A 22,889-nucleotide genomic window follows, 5' to 3' on the forward strand; every position below is an offset into this window, starting at 1 on the left:
CAACAAGCACACAAAAAGGGGACGGCATCATGCCGTCCCCTTTCTTTATGGTCATCTTAGGATTCAGTTCCCCTGCCGGGCCGCCGCCTCGTCGATCTCGTCCGGCACGGCCTGCGGCAGCCTGTCGGCGGGCCAGTCGGGCAGGCAGGCAAAACGTCGTCCATCCGGCAGGATGACCCGCATGGCATGCAGGTACATGGGCGTCCCTGCGGCACGTCCGCGGGCCCCGTATTTGACGTCCCCCTCGATGGGATGCCCCAGGGAGGAAAGCTGGGCCCGGATCTGGTGGGTGCGCCCGGTCAGCAGACGGACCAGCAGCAGACTGCGACGATCCTCCACCCGTACGGGCCGGACCAGCAGCAGGGCTTCCGTCTCCCCATTGCCCGGTGCGCCGGTCTGCCGGACATGCATCTGTTCCCGGCCGTTATCGGCCTCCTTGCGCAGCCAGTGCCGGAACAGGCGCACCCCCGTATGGGGCCAGCGCCCTTCCACCCAGGCCAGATATTCTTTTTTCATCCGCCGTTCACGCAGAGCCGTGGTCAGCTCGCGCAGGACGGAAAAACTGGCAGCCACCAGCAGGATGCCCGAAGTGTCCTTGTCCAGACGATGGACAGGCGTGGGCTTGAACGGGGCATCCCCTGCCCGGGCCGCCAGACGGCTGGACAGACTGTCCTCGTGGCCGGTGCCGGGATGCGTGGGCAGGCCCGCCGGCTTGCAGAAGACCCAGAGGTCCCCGTCCTTCTGCAATGGACGGGGGGCAGGGGGCAGGGCCTGTGTCCGCTGGCGCGGCTCATGCTCCTGCTCCGGGGAGGCCTGACCTCCCGTGGCCTTGCTCCGGCGGCTCATGCCCAGAGCAAAGGGAGGCAGGCGCACGCTGTCGCCCGCGGCCACAAGGCCGAACGGTTTTGCCCGGCCACCATTGATGCGGACCTGACCCGTGCGGATCCAGCGATGCAGCAGCGACGGCGGCAGATCCAGACGCCGTTGCAGGAATTGCAGCAGCTTCTGCCCGCCTTCGCGGGGATCCACGATGACTGTATTGGGGTCGGGCGCTTCACCCATCATATCGGCTCTCCTCCAGGGATACCACGCAATCCTTGCGTTTTTCTATCCAGGCCTTGATGGCATGGCCGGAAACCAGCCGGCTGCCGTGCTTTTCGTGGAGCATCCGGCGGTCGGCAAGGGCAAGGGCCTCCCGCAGGGAGGGTGCCTCCTCCGCACCGGAAAGGCCAAAGGACATGATGACCGGCACATTGCCGGAATGTTCGTTGTAATGCCGGAACACCGCCCTGATCTTTTCCAGGACCCGCGCGGCATCGCGCAGATTGCACCGGGGCAGCAGCACGGCGAACTCGCCACCGCCCAGCCGGGCTACGCAGTCCGTGGAACGCAGCGAGCTCCGCAGCAGACGGGCGGCCGTCTGCAACATGCTGTTGCCGGTGTCGTGTCCCAGATAGTCGTTGATCAGTTTCAGTCCGTTGACGTCGCAGCTGATGATGCTGACCACCTTGTCCGGCTGCATGTCCAGCCGGTCCAGCTCGTTATGGAAATAGACCAGGCTGTGGACGTCCGTCAGGGGATCGTATTCGATCATCTCCGCCAGCCGGTCGCGCTCTCCCTGGGTGGTGGTGATGTCCGTATGCAGGCCGATGAGGCGCGTTGCGCGACCGTGGGCGTTGCGCCGCAGAACGCGGGCCCGGCTCAGTATCCAGCAATAGGTGCCGTCTGCCTTGAGCATGCGGAAAGAATGTTCGTAACTGTCACCGTAGCGGGGCGACATGATGATGTCCATCTGCCGTTTCAGGATCGCCGGACGCTCATCGGGATGCAGCTTGTCCCGCCAGCTTTCGAAAGTGTTGCCGAAAGTGCTCCTGTCATAGCCCAGCATGGCGGTATAGCGGGGACTGTAGTAGATGGTGTTGGTCTCCATGTTCCAGTCCCACAGGCCGTCACCGCTGCCGAACAGGGCCATGAGGGAGATCTCGCAGCTTTTGCTGGAAAGGGCTTCCTGAGGTTCTTCCCCGCCCCGCTGCACGAGGTTCCCTGTCACATAGACGGGCTGCCCGGAATCGTCATGGCCCACAAGGGTGCCGGAAACCAGAAAATTTTTACGGCTGCCGTCCGGCAAATGCAGCAGCGCGCGCTCCACGAAGCTGCCGTCATGGTCACGGGCGTTCAGGAGCCGGGAAAAGCGGCTGGAAAAAAAGCGTGCGGCATCGGCCCCCAGCATGTCCCGGATGGTCTGACGGGGCAGACGCAGGCCGACGCTGTCGGGAAGGCGGAGCAGCCGGGCACAGTTCCTGTCCAGCGTATATTCCTCCCAGGCGCAATCATAGACCCACCGGCCTTCCGCGCCGGTCTCATGCAACCAGCCCCTGCCGTCCAGCCTGGTCAGGGCCCCGACCAGCAGGCGGGGCGTGCCGCAGGAAAAACGCTCCAGCACGATGGCCCGGCAGCAGATGATGTCCTCGCCCACGGTCTGCAGGATCTCCATGGCACTGTCGAAGGAAGAGCGGCGCAGGCTACCGAAGAGCTGCCGGACACTTTCCTGCCGGTCTTCGGCAAGGCCGTCACAGAAGGCCCCGCATTCGCCCCGGTAACCATTCCCCGCCCCGCCTTGCAGCAGGTTGGCGGCCTCCGGGCTCAGGACGATGCGGTCACTGTGGACGTCCCACTGCCAAAGGGGGTCTGCGGCACCCATGACATGGGATTCATACCAGTCAGCCGGTAAAGGTACATCACTCATAGGGTCATCCCGGGTATCATACATGATTTCCTATCAAAAGCGCATGAAGGGAGCAAGCCTTTCCCTCCCGGCATTCCGCGTGTATGACAGGGGGCAGCGGGAGCGCCCGTACCTTCCATGACACCGGACGACGCTCCCTCACAGGAGGTCCCCATGCGCTGCTGCGTACTGCAACATCTGGCTTTTGAAGATCTTGGGACATTCGCGCCCGTACTCCTTGAAACAGGCTGGACCATACAGGCCTGCCATGTGGCGGATGGCCTCCCGGATGCACGGGACTGGCGCGATGCCGACCTGTGCATCGTCCTGGGCGGGCCCATGGGCGTCCACGACGGGGCGGCCTATCCCTTCCTTTCCCGTGAACTGGAGCTCGTCCGCAGCCGCCTGGGCGAAGGACGGCCCCTGCTGGGCATCTGCCTGGGCGCCCAGCTCATGGCACAGGCCCTGGGCGCGGCGGTCTATGCGGGCAAGGCCAAGGAGATCGGCTGGGGCGGCCTGCAGCTGACGGAAGCCGGCGCAGCCTCGCCCCTGGCAGCCCTGCGCGGGGCCCCCGTGCTGCACTGGCACGGCGATACCTTCGACCTGCCGCCCGCCGCCACCCTGCTGGCCTCCACGGACATCACGCCCCATCAGGCTTTTCAGGCAGGGGCAGGCCAGCTGGCCCTGCAATTCCATGCCGAGGCCGACGCCGCCCGCATGGAGCACTGGCTCATGGGCCATGCCTGCGAACTGGCCGCCGCCGGTCTGGACGTGGCGGCCATCCGTCAGGATGCCCGCGATCTGGGCAGCCGTGCCGCGGCCGCCGGACAAGATTTCTTCCGCCGCTGGCTGACCGGCGTCTTCACCGCCTGAGCCCGCCCCGACGCATCCCCACAGATAAGGAACATCGCATGAAAGCCGAGATCATTTCCGTGGGCACCGAGCTTTTGCTCGGCCACACCATCAATACGGACGCCGCCCATGTGGCCCGCGCCCTCTCCTCCCTGGGCATCGACCTGCACCATGCCTGCGTGGTGGGCGACAACGCCGCCCGCCTGGAAGAATGCCTGCGCGCCGCCCTGCAGCGCAGCGACCTGATCATCACCACCGGCGGCCTGGGCCCCACCAACGACGACCTCACCAAGGAGACCGTGGCCCGCGTCCTGGGCCTGCCGCTGGAAGAAGATGCGGACAGCCTGCGCAGGCTGCGGGAATACTTCGGTGACCGGCCCGTGGGCGAGAACCAGTACAAGCAGGCCTGGTTGCCGCGCAGCAGCCACGCCTTTGCCAACAGCGTGGGCACGGCCCCGGGCTGCGCCGCGCCTGCGGAAGGCGGCAAGCTGGTCATCCTGCTGCCCGGCCCGCCGTCCGAGCTCCTGCCCATGCTGCATGACGAGGTCGTGCCCTGGCTTGCCCGCAAGACCGGGGCCTGCATCCACTCCAGCATGGTGCGCACCTTTGCCCTGGGCGAAGGGGATGCCGAACTGCGGCTGCGCGACATGACCGGTGCCGCCAACCCCACAGTGGCTACCTATGCCACCGATGGCGAGATGTTCGTGCGCATCACGGCCAAGGCCGCCACCGCCGAAGAGGCCGCACGGCTGGTGGCCCCCGTGCGGGATGCCGTCTGCCGCCGTCTGGGCGAACACGTCTACGGCGTGGACGTGGAAAATCTGGAAAGCGTCGTCGTGCCCCTGCTGCTGCAACGCGGCGAGACCCTGACCACGGCCGAATCCTGCACGGGCGGCCTGCTGGCCAAACGCATCACCGACGTGGCCGGTGCCTCGTCGGTCTTCCATCAGGGGGTCGTGACCTATGCCAACGAAGCCAAGACCCGGCTGCTGGGCGTTCCCGAAGAGCTGCTGGCCAGCGTGGGGGCCGTCAGCCCCGAAGTGGCCCGCTGCATGGCCGAACAGGCCTGCACCCGCTACGGCAGCACCTGGGGTGTGGGCATCTCCGGCATCGCGGGCCCCGGCGGCGCCACGGCCACCAAGCCCGTGGGCCTGGTCTATATCGCCCTCAGCAACGGCCGGCAGACCTGGCTGCGCGTCATGCGCCCCCACGGCCGCTACATGGGCCGGGCCTGGACCCGCCAGCGCGCCGCCAGCCACGCCCTGGACATGCTGCGCCGCGCCATGCTCGGCCTGCCTGTGGAGATGGAGGCGTAGCAGCCTGCTCAAAGCCGGGAAGGAGCGTCCTTCCCCGGAACATCCTGCACAGCGCCCCATCCCGGTGTGAAGACCGGCAGCTTGCCCGCATGGCAGACAGCCGTGCTCCGGTACGTCGAACACGCTGCCGTCTCCCTTTCTTCCCTGAAACGATACCGCCCCGTTTATCGGCATGAGCTGATGGACGGGGCGGTATGTCATGACCGGGCTTTTCCGTCAAGCCGGTATCCCGGCCTGTCGCAGCCCGGGACTAGTGTTCCAGGAACTCCACCACCTTCTGGCGGAATTCCTTGTAATAGGGCTTTTCCATCATCATGGCATGGGCAGCGCCGGGCATGATCTCCAGCTTGGAGCCGGAAGGCAGCTTGCTCATGGCGGCCCGCATGCTGTCGAGGTTCAGGTACGGGTCCTTGTCACCGCCGATGACCAGGGTGGGCACCCGGATGGCGGCGGGGTCGATGAGAGGCGTCTCCGCGGAGACCAGCAGGTCGCGGCGGCCGCCGTTGGGGCTGGAGTCCTTGTCATAGCGCCAGCAGTTGGACTGGAACACGGCCACCACCTGCGGGTCCACGATGGTGTAGTCGATGGCGCCGTCCTTGGTGGTCTGGAAGTCGCCCGCCGCATGCAGCCAGGTATTGTGGTTGAAGGGCACCTTCACTTCGGCGGCACCCAGGCCCACCATGATGGGCGCATACAGCACCAGCTTCTTCACCATCTCGGGATGACGGGCCACGAAGCGGCTGCTGGTGACGGTGCCCCAGCTCCAGCCCAGCACATCCAGCTTCTTCTGGCCGGAGACCTTGAGGATCTCGGCCGCGGCGGCCGCAGCATCCTCGGCGGCATAGTCGGAATTGGGCATGAAGCCGTCTTCCACTTCCTGGGATTCACCATAACCGGCCACGTCGAAGGTCCAGACAGCGAAGCCGCGCGCGGCAAGGTAGCGGGCCAGGCTGTAGTCGGCATAGTTCACGTCGAACTCATGCGAGGAATAGGTCAGGCCGTGCACCAGCAGGATCTGGCGCTGGGGCTGCGTCCCGGCCACGGCCAGACGCTGCAGATGCAGGGCGACGCCGTTGCGCTCCAGCGGGAAGGTCTGGATCTGATATTCCGTGGCGGCATCAGCACGGGCCTGGACCGTGGCGACCTGAAGGGAAAAAAGCAGCACCTGCAGCATCAGCAGGCAGGACAGAAGTGAACGGATCATGGTTCCCCCCGTGTCCGCTCCCCGGATCATCCCCGCAGGAGCGGCCTTGGATGAAATGTGAAAGATGTGAGCTTTTGCGGCTGAAACCCCTTTGCAGTCGCAAAAAAATTTTATAGCATGGTTTAATATTTATAAACAACGGCGTATTCAGTTTAATGCAAAGACGCCGGGAGGCACGCGGCTGCGGCCTCTTTTCCGGGAGGGAACATGCTGGATTTCTTGAACACGGTTTCTGGGTATGTCTGGGGATGGCCATTGATGATCCTTCTGGTCGGCACGGGCCTGTGGCTGACCTTTTCCCTGCGAGCCCTGCAGTTCAGTCATCTGATCCACGCATTCACCCTCATCGTCCGCAAGACCCCCGACAGGAAGGCCCAGGGCGACATCTCCAACTTCGAGGCCCTGATGGTGGCCCTTTCCGCCACCGTGGGCACCGGCAATATCGCCGGTGTGGCCACGGCCATCTACATCGGCGGCCCCGGTGCGCTGTTCTGGATGTGGATGACCGGCCTTGTGGGCATGGCCACCAAATACGCCGAGGCCGTGCTGGCCGTGAAATACCGCGTGCAGAACGAGAACGGCACCTTCAGCGGCGGCCCCATGTACTACATCTCGCGCGGGCTGGGCTGGAAATGGCTGGCCACGCTCTTCGCCTTCTTCGCGGCCATCGCCACCTTCGGCATCGGCAGCATGGTGCAGTCCAATTCCGTGGCTGACGCCCTCAACCACAGCTTTTCCATCGCTCCCGGCATCACCGGCATCGTGCTCATGGGCCTGACCGCCGCCGTCATCATCGGCGGTGTGCGCAGCATCGGCCGCGTGACCGCCCTGCTGGTGCCCGTCATGATCGCCCTCTATGTGCTGGGCGCTCTGGCGGTGATCCTCATGCACATCACCGAGATCCCCGGCGTCCTGGCCATGGTCGTGTCCAGCGCCTTCCAGCCTGTGGCGGCCACCGGCGGCTTTGCCGGCGCCACGGTGATGATGGCCATCCGTCTGGGCGTGGCCCGCGGCCTGTTCTCCAACGAATCCGGCCTGGGTTCCGCTCCTATCGCCGCCGCGGCCGCCCGCACCAGCCAGCCCGTGGTGCAGGCCCTCATCTCCATGACCCAGACCTTCATCGACACCCTGGTGGTCTGTTCCATGACCGGCCTGGTCATCCTTGTCACCGGCGTCTGGACTTCCGGCAAGAACGGCGCCCCCCTCACCTCCTATGCTTTCGAGACGGGCCTGCCCGGCGAACTGGGCGGCCTTATCGTGACCATCGGCATCATCCTCTTCGCCTACTCCACCATCCTCGGCTGGAGCTACTACGGCGAAAAGGCCATCGAATACCTGCTGGGCAGCAAGGCCATCATCCCCTACCGCTGGGCCTTCATCATCTCCGTCGGCCTGGGCGCGTCCATGAAGCTGGATCTGGTCTGGACCCTGTCCGACATCTTCAATGCCCTCATGGCCTTCCCCAACCTTATAGGCCTCATCATGCTGACCCCGGTGGTCAAGGCCGAGACCCTGGCCTACCTGCGTTCCCTCAAGAAGGAACCGACCTCCGAAGGATAGCCCCCGAAGCAGGGGATCCCCCCTCCTCCTGCCTGCTCCATCACGCAGCGGCATCCGTCATATCCTGCCGCTGTCCGCCTTCCGAACGGAAAGCCCCTGCCCTGCGGGGGCTTTCTTCCGTCCTGTGCCCTGCAAAATCTCCCGGACGTCGCGGCAGACCGAAGACCGGACGTCTGCCGCGCTGCCTGCGCCCTCAGTCCCGGCAGCCTTTTTTCGTCCCGAGTGCCTGGCCCCTGTTGCCGCGAACAGACTTGCCTGCTGACCTCCGCCTGTCCGTCACGGTCGTTGCCGGGGGCCGGAGGTACAGCACATGTCCTGTACCTCCGCTTACCTGCCCCTGCTTTTCGGAGGCCGTCCCAACGTGTAAAGACGCTTCCCGGCTCTGCACCTCTCCCTCTTGCCTATCTGTCCTTCAGGCCCGCGTCGCCTGCGCTCCGTGCTCCTCTCCGGGATGCCCGAGCAGGCATCAGGAAAAAAGCGGCTTTCCCCGCCGCTATGGGGAGATTTCCCCATGTAGGCTCTTCCTCCTGAGAGCCATTCCTGTCCGCATGCAGGTGTGGCAGCTGTTTTTTGTGAAGAAAATAACGAATAAAAGCAGTCACCTGTACCGCATCTTCCGGCCGCAGGCCGCTGATGGAGCCAATTTCAGGATTCTCCTGATACCGGCCGCCCCGCCGTACGCGTAGGGTAAGGCCATCAAAAGGAATGCATGTGGGGCACCGCCCCACCAGACAGTAAAGGGGGATCACATGGCGCGCAACGCACTTGCAACGACGGCCCGTGCCGTCAAAGCCACTGCCGGGCAGTGGCTCGTTCTGTTTTTCCTGACCTTCGTCCTGGCCTGTCCGGCCATCAGCATGGCGGCCGATGCCGTCGCTACGGCTCCTGCCGCCCAGACGAACGTCGTCACCGTGGCCGATGCCCAGGATACGGCCGTGACGCCTTCGCCGGTGGCCGCCACCACGGGCGACGTGCAGACCGCCCAGGTCGTGGATGACCATCCGTGGTGGTTCTGGCCTGTGGCGCTGCTTTTCTTCTGCTTCATCCTCGGCATCATCGCCGTTATGGCCGGTGTGGGCGGCGGCGTGCTCTTCGTGCCGCTGGTCTCGGGCTTCTTCCCCTTCCATCTGGACTTCGTCCGCGGCGCGGGCCTGCTGGTGGCCCTGGCCGGTGCCCTGGCTGCCGGTCCCGGTCTGCTGCGGCGTAACTTCGCCAACCTGCGTCTGGCCCTGCCCGTGGCCCTCATCGCCTCGGCCTGCTCCATCGTGGGCGCCATGCTGGGCCTGGCCCTGCCCACCGACATCATCCAGACCTGCCTTGGCGTGACCATCCTGGGCATCGCCGTGCTGCTCTTCTTCTCCAAGAACTCCGTGCGTCCCGTGGTCAACAAGCAGGACGCCGTGGGCCTGGCCCTGGGCATGAACGGTGTGTTCCTCGAGCCCAGCACCGGTGAAGTGATGGACTGGAAGACCCACCGCACTCTGGCCGGTCTGCTGCTGTTCATCGTCATCGGCATCATGGCCGGTATGTTCGGCCTGGGCGCCGGCTGGGCCAACGTGCCCGTGCTCAACCTGCTCATGGGCGTGCCGCTGAAGGTCAGCGTGGGTACCTCCAAGTTCCTGCTCTCCATCACCGATACTTCCGCCGCCTGGGTCTACCTGAACCAAGGCTGCGTGATCCCGCTGATGGCCATCCCGTCCATCGTGGGCCTGATGCTCGGTTCCGTGGTGGGTGTGCGCCTGCTGGCCAAGGCCAAGCCCAAGTTCATCCGTATCATGGTCATCGCCGTGCTGTTTTTCTCTGGCGCCAAGGCGCTGCTGAAGGGCCTGGGCTGGTAAGCTGCCGGGCATGAAGGAGACAGAAAAATGAACAAGAATGACATCCAGGCTTCGCCCGCGCAATTGCGCTATGCCGATACTCTGTTCTATGGTTCCCTCATCGGTTTCGTGATCATGCTCATCACCTACGTCCTGTACGTGACGGGCATCCTCACCCCGCAGATCCCCCTGGACGACCTGCCGCGCCTGTGGACCGGCAGCGCCGCCGATTACCGTGCCGCCGGCAGCATCCCGCAGGGCTGGGGCTGGCTGGCCCTCATCGGCAAGGGCGACATCTGCAACTTTGTGGGCATCATCATCCTGGCGGGCCTGACCATCGTCTGCTTCGCCCAGCTGGCGCTTTCCCTGGCGCGTCGCAAGCAGTGGCTGCTGTGCGTCATCGCCATCCTCGAAGTGCTGGTGCTGGTGCTGGCCGCCTCCGGCATCCTGGTGGGCGGCGGGCATTAGGCCGACGGAGCACAGGCCGCGCCGTTCCTGCGCGGGAGGTCGCATGTTTTCTGCAATCAAAGCGTATTTCGGGCATCTGCTGGAAGTGCCGGACGCCGTATCACCAGCGCGTTACCGCTCACTGCGGCGCATCATGACCATCCTGATGGTCACGGTGTCGGTGACGCCGCTGCTGATCCTCACCGGTATCAACCACGCCCAGTACATGAGCACCCTGGAACGGGAGATGGAGAACCCGCTCTACGCCATGGTGCGCAAATCGCAGGCCTCGATGGAGCTTTTCCTCGGCGAGCGGGCCTCCACCGTCAGTCTGATCGCCCATGCCTACAGCTTTGACGACCTGACCAACGAGCAGACCCTCAACCGTGTCTTCCTGGCGCTCAAGAGCGAGTTCCAGGGCTTCGTGGACATGGGCCTGGTGGATGTGAACGGGCGGCAGGTGGCCTATGTGGGCCCCTACAAGCTCAAGGACGCCGACTACGCCGGACAGCCCTGGCTCAGCGAGGCCCAGGTCAAGGGCCGCTACATCAGCGACGTCTTCCTGGGGCTGCGCGGCTTCCCGCACATGGTCATCGCCGTGCACCGCATGGAAGAGAGCGGCCGGGAATGGACCCTGCGCGTGACCATCGACACCTCCCGGCTGGAACGCCTGGTGGCGGCCGTGGGCCTGATGCAGGATACCGACGCCTTCCTCTGTGACAGCCGGGGCGTGCTCCAGACCAACTCCCGTTTCTACGGCAAGGTGCTGGACAAGCTGCCCCTGACCCTGCCGCCCCAGTCCTTCGAGACCACGGTGCGGCCCTGGAAGGACGACAGCGGCCAGGATCTCATGGTGGCCTATACCAGCCTGGCGGGCACGGACTTCATGCTCCTGGCCGTCAAGCCCACCCTGGACATCTACAAACCCTGGACGGCCCTGCGCAGCGAGCTGCTGCTGGTCTTCTGCGGCGGCATCGCCATCATCGTGCTGGTCTCGCACCTGCTGATGAAGCATCTGGTGGGACGCCTGCAGGCCAGCGACGAACGCCGCGTGGCGGTCTTCGCCCAGATGGAACACAACCAGAAGCTCTCCTCCATCGGCCGGCTGGCAGCCGGGGTGGCCCACGAGGTCAACAACCCCCTGGCCGTCATCAACGAAAAGGCGGGCCTTGGTCTCGACCTGTTGCACATGAGCGGCAACTTCGAGCGCAAGGACAGGCTCATCAGCCTGCTGGAGGCCATCGAGAGCACCGTGGAACGTGCCCGCGGCATCACCCACCGTCTGCTGGGCTTTGCCCGGCGCATGGAGGCCAACCGCCAGGAACTGAGCGTGCCCGAAGTGCTGACCGAGACCATGGGCTTTCTGGAACGCGGCGCCAAGAACCGCGGCGTGACCATCGGCACGGACTTTGCCGAAGGCCTGCCGGACATCGTGTCCGACCGCGGCCAGCTGCAGCAGGTCTTCCTCAACATCATGGGCAATGCCCTGGATGCGGTGCCTGACGGCGGCAAGGTGGACATCGCCTGCAGCCGGATGGCCGACGGCGGGCTGCTGGTGCGCGTCACCGACAACGGCAAGGGGATGAGCCCGGAAGTGATCAAGCACATCTTCGAGCCCTTCTATTCCACCAAGAAGGAGAAGGGCAACGGTCTGGGCATGTTTATCACCTACGGTATCGTGCGCCGTCTCGGCGGCGAGATCACCGTGGACAGCACCGAAGGCAAGGGCACGACGGTCAGCATCACGCTGCCGCTTACACCGCCGGAACGTCCTGTGGAGGCTTGAGATGGCACTGCGTGTATTGTTGGCCGATGACGAGAAGGAATTCGTGGAGACCCTGGCCGAGCGCCTGGATCTGCGCGGTATCGAAGTACGGGTGGCCCTGGACGGCAAGGCGGCCCTGACCACCCTGGACGAGATGGCGGCCGCGGAGGCCCTGCCCGACGTGATGGTGGTGGATCTGCTCATGCCCGGCATGACCGGGGACGCCGTCCTCCAGCAGGTGCGCCAGAAGTACCCCGGCCTGCCGGTCATCGTGCTCACGGGGCATGACTCCGTGGACGATTCCGGCGACAGCCCCGTGGCCAGTGCCTTCGCCTGCCTGACCAAGCCGCTGAGCCTGGGCATGTTCCTGGAAACGCTGGAAGCCGCGGCCCGTTCCGGCGGCACCGGCAGCGACAAGGCCAGGGGGGCGTAGCATGACCGATTCGCAATGCATGGGACGTCTGCTGGCCTCGGCCACGCACGACATGCGCAACGTGCTGGCCGTGATCCGCGAATCCGCCGGACTGGCGCAGGACATGGTGCAGCTGGCCGCCGGGGCCGACAAGCCCGCCGACCTGCGCGTCATCAAGGCCCTGAAGGAAGCCCAGCAGCAGATCCTGCGGGGCGCGGCCCTGGCCGAGTGCATGGAGTACCTGGCCCAGGTCAGCCATAGCGAGAACGAGAACGCGCCCTGCGACCTGGCGCGTGTGGCCGGCACCTTCTGCCTCATGGCGGCCCGCCGGGCCCGCGCCGTGCAGATGGTGCTGGAATCTGCCGACAGCGAAGAACCCGTATGGTCCGCCGTGCCCGCCCTGGCGGTGCTGCGTGCCCTGCTGGACATCTTCGACCTGTGCGCCTCCGTGGGCGGGCAGGTGAAGCTCCGCTTTTCCGCCGGTCGCCAGAACAAGGTGGAAGGCATCATCATCGAAGTTTGCGACGGCGCCAATCGCGACATGGCCCTGGCGGCCCTGACGGGCAGCCCCCTGCTCAACGCCCGGCCCCGGCCCGGCTGGCAGGCCCTGCTGATGCCCTGGCGCGATCCGGCACAGCGCTTTTTCCTCTCCATTTCCGCCTGCGGGAGTGAAGACTAGAACGACATTTTTCCCGGCATCACCGGGTGAAGGAGAATGGCATGAGCAAGGAAGATATCAAGATTCTGCTGGTAGACGACGAAAAACAGTTTGTGGACACGCTTGCCGAGCGCCTTGCCATGCGCGGTTTTTCAGCGCGCGTGGCCTATGACGGCCCGCAGGCCCTCAAAGCCGTTGAAGAGCCCACCGACGTCATCGTCCTGGACCTGCGCATGCCCGGCATGGACGGTTTCGAAGTGCTGCGCAGCGTCAAGAAGAGCAACCCCCAGGTGCAGGTCATCATCCTGACCGGTCACGGCGGTGATGCCGAAGAACAGACGGCCTACCGCATGGGCGCCTACAACTTCCTCAAGAAACCCATGGACATCGACGAGCTGCTGAACAGCATCCGCATGGCCTACCGCGACAAGGTGGAGAACGCCATGGTGGCTGTCAGCCTGGCCGAAGGCGGTGATTTCGACGCCGCCCAGGATGTCCTCAACGAAAAAGACCTCCTGGCCGAGCACAAGCTTTAGGCCGCCATTGCCCCTGTCCGGCGGCAGTACCGCCGGACAGGAAAGATCCCGCACGCTCCGGGCGTGCATCATGTTGACGCATTGTCGCAAGGGGGAAAGACGTCATGCGTGTACTCATCGTCGACGACGAACAGGCCTTTGCCGAACCGCTGGCACAGCGCCTGGAGCTGCGCGGTATCGAGGCTGCCGTGGCCGGCGATGCGGAAACGGCCCTGGGCATGCTCTCCCGGCAGGAATGGGATCTGGTCTTTCTGGATGTCTGCCTGCCGGGCATGGACGGCGTCTCCCTGCTCAAGCTCCTGCAGGAACATGAACCGCGTCCCGATGTGGTCATGCTCTCCGGCGCCACGGAGATGAGCCAGGCGGTCAAGGCCATGCGGCGCGGCGCGCTCAACTGGCTTGCCAAGCCCGTCTCGCTGGATGCGGTGCTGGAAGAATGCCGCAAGGCCCGGGAGCGGGCCGAATCCCGGCGCCAGGCCCGGCGTCTGGCCGAAGAGGCCCGCCTGCGCAGTCTGGGCCGCATCGCCGAAGGCGTGGCCCACGAAGTCAACAACCCCCTGAACATCATCGTCCAGGCCGCGGGCCTCATGGGCGACAGTCTGGACAGCCCCGAGGCCGAGGCCCTGCCCGACATCGAGGACCTGCGCGAGTCCCTCAAGGCCATCGTGACCCAGAGCATGCGCGTGCGCGAGATCACCCGCAAGCTGCTCATGGCCGGTGTGGGCCTGGACCCCCGCAGCGCGCCCATGGACGTGCAGGCCGTGGTCTCCCGTGTCCTGACCCTGCTGCAAGGCCGCATGGACAGCCTCAAGGTGACCTGCCGGCTGCACTTCCCGCCGGAATGGGGCGAGGACGCGCCCCGTCCCCTGGGCTCCGCGCTGGAGCTGGAACAGATCTGCCTGCATCTGGTGGAGAACGCCCTGGACGCCATGCCCGAGGGCGGCACGCTGGACATCGGCGCCCGGCTGCTGCCCGCCGATGACGACGGCACCACCTGGTACGAACTTTCGGTGGCCGACAGCGGTACCGGCATCGCTGACGACATCATGCCCCATATTTTCGAGCCCTTCTTCACCACCCACCGTCAGGCGGGCCGGGCTGCGGGCCTGGGCCTTTCCGTGGCCACGGGCCTTGTCCACGGTCGGGGCGGCCAGATCACGGCGGCCAACCGCCCCGAAGGCGGGGCCCTGTTCCGCCTGCTGCTGCCCCTGCCCGTCAGCGAGAGCCGGAGCGAGGGCAACGAGTGAGTGCCTCCCGCACCGCATTTTTCCCCAAGGCCCCCTCTCCGGGCCATGGCCGCTCCGGCGGCCCCAGCGATCAGCCACACCCACACAGTCCCTGCAGGCCCTTCGGACCGGCAGGGACTGTTTTTTTACGACTGCCCGGCACGGCTTTCTGCCGCCCTGACGGCATCCTGAAAAAACGCCTGTCATCCCGCTGTGTTGTCTGCCCGCATCCGGTCGATTCCGGCAAATGCGCCCGCGGGGCATTTTTTTCTTTTCAAACGGCCTCAAGGATGCTACACAAGCGCAGCGTGTGGCGCTCACCCCGCTTTGAGGGGCCTTTTTTCCATCCCGTTTCTCCGTGCGCCATGCCCGCCGCCCCGTGCGGCCCCATTTTCGCAACAACGGCCCGTCATGGCCGAAGGGAGACCCATGTCCTCATTACCCTGCATCGTTCTGGTGGGACGCCCCAACGTGGGCAAGTCCACTCTGTTCAACCGCCTGATCCGCAGCAACCGCGCCATCACCCATGACCGTCCCGGCGTGACCCGCGACCGCATGGAAGGTGTGGTCCGCCGCAAGGGCCATCCTGATTTCGGCATCGTGGATACCGGCGGCATCACCCTGGATGCCCATGCCATGGTCACCGCAGGCCCCGAAGGCATCCGCGGCTTCGAGTCCGACATCCTGCGCCAGGCCGAGGCGGCCATGAAGGACGCCTGTGCCGTGGCCTTCGTGGTGGACGGCCGTGACGGCCTGCTGCCCCTGGACGAATATCTGGCGGCCCACATCCGCCGCATGGGCCTGCCCACCCTTTGCGTGGTCAACAAGGTGGACGGCCTGGAGAAGGAAGACGAGCTGCTGGCCGAGTTCCACAGCCTGGGCTTCCCCCTGCTGCCGGTCTCGGCCGAGCACGGGCACAACATCCGCGCCCTTACCGAAGAACTGGCCGACCTGCTGCCCGATGATTACGAGGCCGAACACGAGCCCCCGGCCCTGCGCCTGGCCATGCTGGGCCGCCCCAATGCGGGCAAGTCCTCCATGATCAACGCCCTGGCCGGTGAGGAACGCATGATCGTCTCCGACGTGGCCGGCACCACCCGCGACAGCGTGGACGTGCGCTTCGAGCGCGACGGCCAGGATTACGTCTTTGTGGATACCGCCGGGGTGCGCCGCCGTACCAAGATCACGGACATCGTGGAAAAGTACTCCGTCAACGCGGCCCTCAAGTCCACCACCAAGGCCGACGTGACCCTGCTGACCCTGGACGCCACCGAAGGCGTGAGCCAGCAGGACAAGCGCCTCATGGATCTGCTGGATACCCGCAAGATCCCCTTCATGGTGCTGGTCAACAAGTGCGACCTGGTGCCCGCCGGTCAGCTCAAGCAGCTGCTGCAGAACGTGAGCGAGATGCTGGCCTTCTGCAAGCATGTGCCCATCCTCACGGTCTCGGCCCTCAAGGGCACGGGCCTGAACAAGATCCTGCCCATGGCCCGCAAGATCCATGAGGAATGCGCCATCCGCGTGCCCACCGGCCAGCTCAACCGGGCCATGGAAGAAGTGCTGACCCGCCACCAGCCCCCGGTGGTCAAGCGCGTGCGCGCCAAGTTCTTCTATCTGACCCAGGCCGAGTCCCAGCCGCCGACCTTCGTCTTTTTCGTCAGTGACGCCGACCGCGTGCCGGAAAGCTATGCCCGCTATCTGGAACGCGCCCTGCGCCGCATCTTCGGCATCACGCATGCGCCCATGCGCCTGCACCTGCGTTCCAGCCACAAGAAATCACAGTAGATATGTGGCCGTGCGGGGGAGATGGATTTGTGTGTCCATCCGGCAAACCGCATTGACAGGAATCAGATAAAGATGCAATAGAAAGGGCTTATACTGCCGCAAGGTAGACGTCGCTTTGCTGTTGTGCGACGCCCGGCAGTGCATGGAGTCTCTCAAGGAGGGAGAAAATGAAAAAGTGCATGACCTGGCTCATGGCCGCGCTGTGCAGCGTTGCCGTTGCGGCTCCTGCCATGGCCGCCGACACCATCAAAATCGGCGTGCAGGGCGCCCATTCCGGCGACCTGGCCTCGTACGGCGTCCCCAGCCTCAATGCCGCCAAGATCGTCATTGAAGAAGCCAACGCCAAGGGCGGCGTGCTGGGCAAGAAGATCGAACTGGTGTCCCAGGACGACCAGTGTAAGCCCGAACTGGCCACCAACGCCGCGACCAAGCTGATCTCCGACAAGGTCGTGGCCATCATGGGCCCCATCTGCTCCGGCGCCACCAACGCCTCCCTGCCCATGTATGAAAGCGCCAACATCATCAGCATCTCCCCCACGGCCACCACGCCTGCCCTGACCCTGGAAGGCAAGCACCCCCTGTTCCTGCGCACCGTGGCCAACGACAATGCCCAGGCCCAGCTGACCAGCAGCTACATCATCGAAGTGCTGAAGGCCAAGAAGGTCGCCTACCTGCATGACAACGGCGAATACGGCAAGGGCTTTGCCCAGCAGAACCGCGGCATCCTCGAAAAGGCCGGCGTCGAGACCGTCCTGTTCGAAGCCGTGACCCCCGACGCCGTGGACTTCTCCGCCGTGGTGCGCAAGCTGCGTCGCGCCAAGGCCGACGTCCTGATCTTCGGCGGCTACCAGAACACCGCCTCCAAGCTGGTGCAGCAGATGCGCCGCGACCGCGTCAAGACCCCCCTCATCGGTCCTGACGGCGTGAAGGACGAGACCTTCCTCAAGATGACCGGCAAGGACAGCGAAGGCGTCATGGCCTCCTATCCCAAGGATACCAGTACCCTGGCCATGTACAAGCACGCCCGCGAAGCCCACGTCAAGCAGTTCGGCAGCGAGCCCGGCTTCGGTTACTACAACGCCTATGCCGCCACCCAGGCCCTCATCAAGGCCATCGAAGTGGCCGGTAGCACCGAGACCGACAAGATCATGGCCGCTCTGAAGAGCACCGAAGTGGACACCCCTCTGGGCAAAATGTCCTTCAACAAGGCCGGTGACGCCACCGGTCTGGGCCTGTCCGTCTATGTGGTGAAGGACGGCAAGTTCGTCGAAAGCGACCACAGCGTCACTCTGCATTAATAGGATACTATGGCGCACGGGCGCGGAGGCATGGCCTCCGCGCCCTCTTGCCCGCTGCGCCCGGGTAAACCGCAGCCCCTGTAACGGCATGGACTTCCAGTACTTTATCGAACTTTTCTTCGGCGGCCTCACACGCGGCAGCATCTATGCCCTCATCGCCCTGGGCTATACGCTGGTGTACGGCATCATCGAACTGATCAACTTCGCACACGGCGAAATCTACATGCTGGGCGCCTTCACGGCCCTGCTGGTAGCCGGTGTGCTGGGCATCGTCGGTTTCCCCGCCGGAGGCATCCTCATCGTTGCGGCCCTCGCGGCCGTGGTCTGGAGCGCGGCCTACGGCTATACTCTGGAAAAGGTGGCCTACAAACCCCTGCGCGGCGCCCCGCGTCTGTCGCCCCTCATTTCGGCCATCGGCATGTCCATCTTCCTACAGAACTATGTGCTGCTGGCGCAGACCTCTGACTATGTCCCCTTCCCCCGCCTGCTGCCGGAGATGGAGTTTCTGGATTACCTGGGCAACATCATGGGCCCCAGTGATTTCCTGATCCTTGTCACCAGCACGCTGGCCATGGTCTCCCTGAGCCTGTTCATCCGCTATACCCGCATGGGCAAGGCCATGCGCGCCACCGCGCAAAACCGCAAGATGGCCCTGCTGCTGGGCATCAATGCCGACCGCATCATCTCGCTCACCTTCATCGTCGGCTCGGCCCTGGCGGCCCTGGGCGGCGTGCTCATCGCCTCCCACATGGGACAGGTCAACTTCGGCATCGGCTTCCTGGCCGGCCTTAAGGCCTTCACGGCCGCGGTGCTCGGCGGCATCGGTTCCATCCCCGGTGCCATGGTGGGCGGCCTTGTGCTGGGTATCGCCGAGAGCATGACCACCGGCTACCTGTCGGGCAACTATGAGGATGCCCTGGCCTTTGCCCTGCTCATCCTCATCCTCATCTTCCGTCCCGACGGCATCCTCGGCAAAGCGAAAGTGCAGAAGGTGTAGCCAATCATGATGCAATATCTTACAAAAGCCCTTTTGGCTGCCTGTTGGTTCATGCTCCTGACCTTCCCGGTCATGGGCATCAAGCTCAACAGCGTTGACCAGACCGTGGAATGGCAGTTCGACAGGGTCATCCTGCTGGGCGTGGCCATCTTCTTCCTTTCCATGCTCTGGAACTGGTGTTTCAGCCGCAAGGCCCGCGGCATCCCGCTGATCCGCCTGCCCGAAGGCCTGGGCAAGGGCCTGCACAGCCTGGTCACCCTGCCCAACCGCAATACCACCACCCGTCTGACCAGCCTCGGCCTGCTGCTGGCCGTCATGATCGTCATGCCTCTGGTGAGCTCCTTCTACCAGACCAACATCATGATCTCGGCCATGCTCTACGTCATCCTGGCCCTGGGCCTGAACATCGCCGTGGGCATCGCCGGCCAGCTGGTGCTGGGCTATGTGGCCTTCTACGCCGTGGGCGCCTATTCCTACGCCCTGCTCAACCAGGCGTTCGGCCTGGGCTTCTGGGCCTGTCTGCCCGTGGGCGGCTTCATGGCCATCGTTTTCGGCCTGGCCCTGGGCTTCCCCGTGCTGCGCCTGCGCGGTGACTATCTGGCCATCGTGACCCTGGGCTTCGGCGAGATCGTGCGCCTGGTGCTGCTCAACTGGACCAGCCTCACCGGCGGTTCCGGCGGCATCAAGAACATCCCCGGTCCCTCCTTCTTCGGCCAGGAGCTGGAGATCGCCGCCAACACCATCTTCATCTACTATCTGGTGCTGCTGGCCGTGATCCTGACCATCATCGTCATCAGCCGCCTCAAGAACTCCCGTGTGGGCCTTGCCCTGCAGGCCCTGCGTGAAGACGAGATCGCCTGTGAGGCCATGGGCATCGACCTGGCCCGCGTCAAGCTCTCGGCCTTTGCCCTGAGCTCCTGCTGGGCCGGTTTCGCCGGCGTCATCTTTGCGGCCAAGACCACCTTCATCAACCCCGCCAGCTTCACCTTCATGGAATCGGCCATGATCCTCTCCATGGTGGTGCTGGGCGGCATGGGCTCCATCGTGGGTGTGGTCATCGCCGCCACCATCCTCATCCTGGCTCCCGAATACCTGCGTGCCTTCTCCGAGTACCGCATGCTGATCTTCGGCGCCATCATGGTCATCATGATGATCTTCCGGCCCCAGGGCCTCGTCACCGGTGAGCGCCGCCGCTACCGCATCACCGCCCTGCAGGGCGGCAACAAAGGAGAACGCGCATGAAACCCGTCCTTGAAGTCAAGGGCCTGACGCGTGACTTCGGCGGTCTGCGCGCCCTCAACGAGCTGGACCTGACCGTCAACGAAGGCGAGATCGTGGCCCTCATCGGCCCCAACGGCGCCGGCAAGACCACCTTCTTCAACTGCGTCACCGGCATCTACAAGCCCACGGAAGGCACCGTGCACCTGTACGGCGCCAACGGCGAGAAGCATCTGCTCAACGGGCGCAAGCCCCACCTCATCACGGCGCTGGGCATGGCCCGCACCTTCCAGAACATCCGTCTGTTCAGCGACATGACCGTGCTGGAGAACGTGATGATCGGCCGCCACTGCCGCACCAAGGCCGGCATCTGGGGCGCGCTGACCCGCAACCCCGCCACCCGTCGCGAAGAGCAGGAATCCATCGACATCTCCTACAGCCTGCTGGAGACCGTGCACCTGCAGGATCTGTGGAACGAAAAGGCCTGCAACCTGGCCTACGGTGCCCAGCGCCGTCTGGAGATCGCCCGCGCCCTGGCCACCGAGCCCCGCATGCTGCTGCTGGACGAACCCGCCGCCGGCATGAACCCGCAGGAGACCAACGAGCTCAAGGATCTGGTGCTCCAGATCCGCGCGGACCGGGATCTTTCCATCCTGCTCATCGAGCACGACATGGGCATGGTCATGTCCCTGTCCGACCGCATCTATGTCATGGAATACGGTTCGCGCATCGCTGCCGGCACTCCCGCGGAAGTGCGCAGCAACCCGCGCGTCATTCAGGCCTATCTGGGAGAAAGCGAAGATGCTTGAAGTCAAGGGCATTGATACCTACTACGGCAACATCCAGGCCCTGCGCGACGTTTCCCTGCGCGTGGATGACGGCGAGATCGTGACCCTCATCGGTGCCAACGGCGCCGGCAAGTCCACCACGCTCATGACCATCTGCGGCATCAACCGGCCGCGCAAGGGCGAGATCCTCTGGAACGGCGAGCCCATCCACGAGCTGCCCCCGCACGAGATCGTCCGCCTGGGCATCTCGCAGGTGCCCGAAGGCCGCCTCATCTTCCCCGACCTGAGCGTGCGCGAGAACCTCGACCTGGGCGCTTTCCTGCGCAACGACGTGCAGGGCATCAAGGAAGACATGGACTACGTGTTCGACCTCTTCCCCATCCTGGCCCAGCGCCGCAAGCAGACCGGCGGCACCCTGTCCGGTGGCGAACAGCAGATGCTGGCCATCAGCCGCGCCCTTATGGCCCGGCCCAAGCTGCTCCTGCTGGACGAGCCCTCGCTGGGCCTCGCACCCATCATCATCCAGCAGATCTTCCAGATCATCCAGCGCGTCAACGCCAACGGCACCACGGTCTTCCTGGTGGAACAGAACGCCAACCAGGCCCTGCGCATCGCCCACCGCGGCTATGTGATGGAGAACGGCCGTATCGTCACCAGCGACAGCGCCGAGAACCTGCTCAAGAGCGAGGACGTGCGTTCCGCCTATCTGGGCATGTAAAAATCAATGGATCCTAACTGCCCTGCCGGGCGGTATCGTTGGAAGGGAAGGAGCCGCCTTGCGCGAAAGCTCCTTCCCTTTTTTGATGCTCGTGGCGCAGGGATCGCAGCGAGCATGGCCTGGTTCGGCAGTATGCAGCCGTCCCTCTGACAGCTTGTTATCTTTTGCATCTCGTCGAAGAGTATTCCCCACATGCGTGGGGATGGACCGAGGACGCGCCGATGAGCTTGCCGGAGAAGGCAGTATTCCCCACTCCCGTGGGGATGGCCGAGCGAACATATGGACAAAGAGAATGACAAAGAGCCCCCCTGCGCGTGGAGCGCCCCACGCAGAAACGCCTCTCCCGCATGAGACGGAAGAGGCGTTTTGCCATCATGGAAACAGGGATGGAATCCCTGCCGTATGCGAGCTTTTTCTCCTACTCCACCACCTTCGGCGTGCCCGATACCGGCAGGGTACCGGTGCGGATGAAGGTATCCACCAGGCCGAAGACCAGATCGTTGCCGCAGAAATGCCCGCGCGCGATGGAGGCCCGGAACTCGGGCAGGCGTTCCTCGAAGCGGCGCAGCAAGGCGGGCTCCAGGGTCATCATGTCGGCCTGCATGCCGTAGTTCAGACGTTCGAGGTACAGGGCGTTGAAACACTGTTCCACCATGGCCTTGAGCGGCAGGCTCAGGATGGGCTTGCCCAGGTGCAGGGCCTCGGTCATCAGGGTATGGCCGCCGCCCTGGATGACGTAGGAACAGCCTTCCAGCAGCTTGAGAAAGCCCTCTTCGCTCTTCTTCATGAAGATGACGTTGCCCTCGCGGCCTTCCGTCCGGTCATAGCCGAAGACATAGCAGGGGCGGTCCGTGGCCTGGAGCAAAAAGTCCACCAGCTTGCGGTGCGTGGAATTGCTCTGGTAGACCACCACATGGCCGTCGTCGCGGGGATTGAGGCGCAGCACGCTTTCACGCAGGATGGGGGGTACCACGCGGGCGTGGTAGCGGGGCTGCACCGGCGGCGCATAGAAGGAGACCAGCAGGTTCTGCTCCGTGGGCCGGAACAGATAGCGGGGCGTGATGCCCTGCAGCAGGTGATCCCACCACATGCGCGGCGGCAGCCAGCCGTGGCGACAGCAGGTGATGACGTGCTGATGGTCGAGGGTCAGGCAGTGCAGCCCGGCCTTCTCGGCCGCACGCGGCACGAAATATTCCAGGTCCGTCATGCAGACGTCGGGCTTGAACTGGTCGATAAGGCGCAGCACTTCATCCACATAGCGCTGACGGTGCCAGAGCAACGGGATGGCCTTGCGCACCGTGGCGCCCACATCCACCTGATAGTTGCGGAACACCGTGCCCAGATTGGGGATGCGGTGCACCCGGAATTCGGGCTCCAGTATCTTGGGGGCGTCGTCATTGGCCACGAACAGAAATTCGTGTGCGCCCAGACGGCGGGCGATGGTCAGCCCGCGCATGGCATGGCCATGCCCTGTCCCGTGGATGCCGTAAAGGATTCGCGCCATTCTTTCCCCCTGTGGTATAAACGCTAGTCATACCAACGGGCTTTGACAGCGTCAACCGCGCAC

Annotated in this window: 20 protein-coding genes; 16 read left to right on the top strand and 4 right to left on the bottom strand. The window is 64.6% G+C overall.

From position 1 onward, the window contains the following. Positions 1–63: 63 nt before the first annotated feature. Entirely contained in the window at positions 64–1,065 is a 1,002-nt protein-coding gene (locus ACQRCJ_RS00455; protein WP_168935204.1) for an RluA family pseudouridine synthase, read from the bottom strand. Beyond that, a complete protein-coding gene (locus tag ACQRCJ_RS00460) occupies positions 1,055–2,746 on the bottom strand; it encodes a diguanylate cyclase domain-containing protein (RefSeq protein WP_427799161.1) in 1,692 nt (563 codons plus the stop codon). Before ACQRCJ_RS00460 ends, ACQRCJ_RS00455 begins: the two co-directional genes overlap by 11 nt. 153 nt (positions 2,747–2,899) lie before the next feature. On the opposite strand from ACQRCJ_RS00460, the gene ACQRCJ_RS00465 reads away from it, so the two are divergent. Next, positions 2,900–3,598, top strand: coding sequence for a glutamine amidotransferase (locus ACQRCJ_RS00465; protein WP_168935206.1), 699 nt, complete (start codon positions 2,900–2,902; stop codon positions 3,596–3,598). Between the two features lie 38 nt (positions 3,599–3,636). Then, entirely contained in the window at positions 3,637–4,893 is a 1,257-nt protein-coding gene (locus ACQRCJ_RS00470; protein ID WP_427799162.1) for a competence/damage-inducible protein A, read from the top strand. A gap of 250 nt (positions 4,894–5,143) precedes the next feature. Here ACQRCJ_RS00470 and ACQRCJ_RS00475 read toward each other — a convergent pair whose 3' ends face one another. Next, positions 5,144–6,097, bottom strand: a complete 954-nt coding sequence (locus tag ACQRCJ_RS00475; RefSeq protein ID WP_240937656.1) for an alpha/beta fold hydrolase — start codon at positions 6,095–6,097, stop codon at positions 5,144–5,146. Positions 6,098–6,304: 207 nt separating this feature from the next. Between ACQRCJ_RS00475 and ACQRCJ_RS00480 the strand changes: the two genes are divergently transcribed. The 14 genes from ACQRCJ_RS00480 (at position 6,305) to ACQRCJ_RS00545 (ending at position 21,322) form a co-directional block, all read left to right on the top strand. Then, positions 6,305–7,657, top strand: coding sequence for an alanine/glycine:cation symporter family protein (locus ACQRCJ_RS00480; protein ID WP_427799163.1), 1,353 nt, complete (start codon positions 6,305–6,307; stop codon positions 7,655–7,657). 749 nt (positions 7,658–8,406) lie between these two features. After that, on the top strand, positions 8,407–9,495 hold the full coding sequence (locus ACQRCJ_RS00485; protein ID WP_427799164.1) for a sulfite exporter TauE/SafE family protein: 1,089 nt from the start codon (positions 8,407–8,409) through the stop codon (positions 9,493–9,495). Between the two features lie 27 nt (positions 9,496–9,522). Continuing rightward, the gene (locus tag ACQRCJ_RS00490) at positions 9,523–9,942 is read left to right on the top strand and encodes a DUF1634 domain-containing protein (RefSeq protein WP_168935211.1); all 420 of its coding nucleotides are present in this window, start codon (positions 9,523–9,525) and stop codon (positions 9,940–9,942) included. 43 nt (positions 9,943–9,985) lie between these two features. Further along, positions 9,986–11,707, top strand: coding sequence for a sensor histidine kinase (locus ACQRCJ_RS00495; protein WP_204673840.1), 1,722 nt, complete (start codon positions 9,986–9,988; stop codon positions 11,705–11,707). Position 11,708: 1 nt separating this feature from the next. Then, complete coding sequence (locus ACQRCJ_RS00500) at positions 11,709–12,119, top strand: response regulator (RefSeq protein WP_204624993.1); 411 nt, start codon at positions 11,709–11,711, stop codon at positions 12,117–12,119. A 1-nt stretch (position 12,120) separates the two neighbouring features. Next, positions 12,121–12,777: a sensor histidine kinase gene (locus tag ACQRCJ_RS00505; protein WP_427799165.1), complete on the top strand. Its 657-nt coding sequence runs from the start codon at positions 12,121–12,123 to the stop codon at positions 12,775–12,777. A gap of 41 nt (positions 12,778–12,818) precedes the next feature. After that, complete coding sequence (locus ACQRCJ_RS00510) at positions 12,819–13,292, top strand: response regulator (RefSeq protein WP_297137495.1); 474 nt, start codon at positions 12,819–12,821, stop codon at positions 13,290–13,292. Positions 13,293–13,396: 104 nt separating this feature from the next. Continuing rightward, positions 13,397–14,539: a sensor histidine kinase gene (locus ACQRCJ_RS00515; RefSeq protein ID WP_303995314.1), complete on the top strand. Its 1,143-nt coding sequence runs from the start codon at positions 13,397–13,399 to the stop codon at positions 14,537–14,539. A gap of 408 nt (positions 14,540–14,947) precedes the next feature. Beyond that, positions 14,948–16,303 carry a ribosome biogenesis GTPase Der gene (der, locus tag ACQRCJ_RS00520; RefSeq protein WP_297137499.1) on the top strand — a complete coding sequence of 452 codons (1,356 nt, stop codon included), beginning with the start codon at positions 14,948–14,950 and terminating at the stop codon, positions 16,301–16,303. A gap of 167 nt (positions 16,304–16,470) precedes the next feature. Then, on the top strand, positions 16,471–17,601 hold the full coding sequence (locus tag ACQRCJ_RS00525) for a branched-chain amino acid ABC transporter substrate-binding protein (RefSeq protein ID WP_297158967.1): 1,131 nt from the start codon (positions 16,471–16,473) through the stop codon (positions 17,599–17,601). Positions 17,602–17,689: 88 nt separating this feature from the next. Continuing rightward, entirely contained in the window at positions 17,690–18,598 is a 909-nt protein-coding gene (locus ACQRCJ_RS00530) for an ABC transporter permease subunit (protein WP_168935217.1), read from the top strand. A 9-nt stretch (positions 18,599–18,607) separates the two neighbouring features. Continuing rightward, positions 18,608–19,840: an ABC transporter permease subunit gene (locus tag ACQRCJ_RS00535; protein ID WP_168935224.1), complete on the top strand. Its 1,233-nt coding sequence runs from the start codon at positions 18,608–18,610 to the stop codon at positions 19,838–19,840. Next, positions 19,837–20,625 (top strand): ABC transporter ATP-binding protein, encoded by a 789-nt coding sequence (locus ACQRCJ_RS00540; RefSeq protein ID WP_006003508.1) that lies wholly within the window; start codon positions 19,837–19,839, stop codon positions 20,623–20,625. Before ACQRCJ_RS00535 ends, ACQRCJ_RS00540 begins: the two co-directional genes overlap by 4 nt. Then, complete coding sequence (locus tag ACQRCJ_RS00545; RefSeq protein ID WP_006003506.1) at positions 20,618–21,322, top strand: ABC transporter ATP-binding protein; 705 nt, start codon at positions 20,618–20,620, stop codon at positions 21,320–21,322. The genes ACQRCJ_RS00540 and ACQRCJ_RS00545 overlap by 8 nt, the downstream gene beginning before the upstream one ends. Before the next feature lie 418 nt (positions 21,323–21,740). On the opposite strand, the gene ACQRCJ_RS00550 is transcribed toward ACQRCJ_RS00545, so the two are convergent. Continuing rightward, positions 21,741–22,826 carry a glycosyltransferase family protein gene (locus tag ACQRCJ_RS00550; RefSeq protein ID WP_204624989.1) on the bottom strand — a complete coding sequence of 362 codons (1,086 nt, stop codon included), beginning with the start codon at positions 22,824–22,826 and terminating at the stop codon, positions 21,741–21,743. Positions 22,827–22,889: the final 63 nt, after the last annotated feature.

It is taken from the genome of Desulfovibrio sp. SGI.102 (assembly GCF_050314315.1).
Taxonomy (GTDB): domain Bacteria; phylum Desulfobacterota; class Desulfovibrionia; order Desulfovibrionales; family Desulfovibrionaceae; genus Desulfovibrio.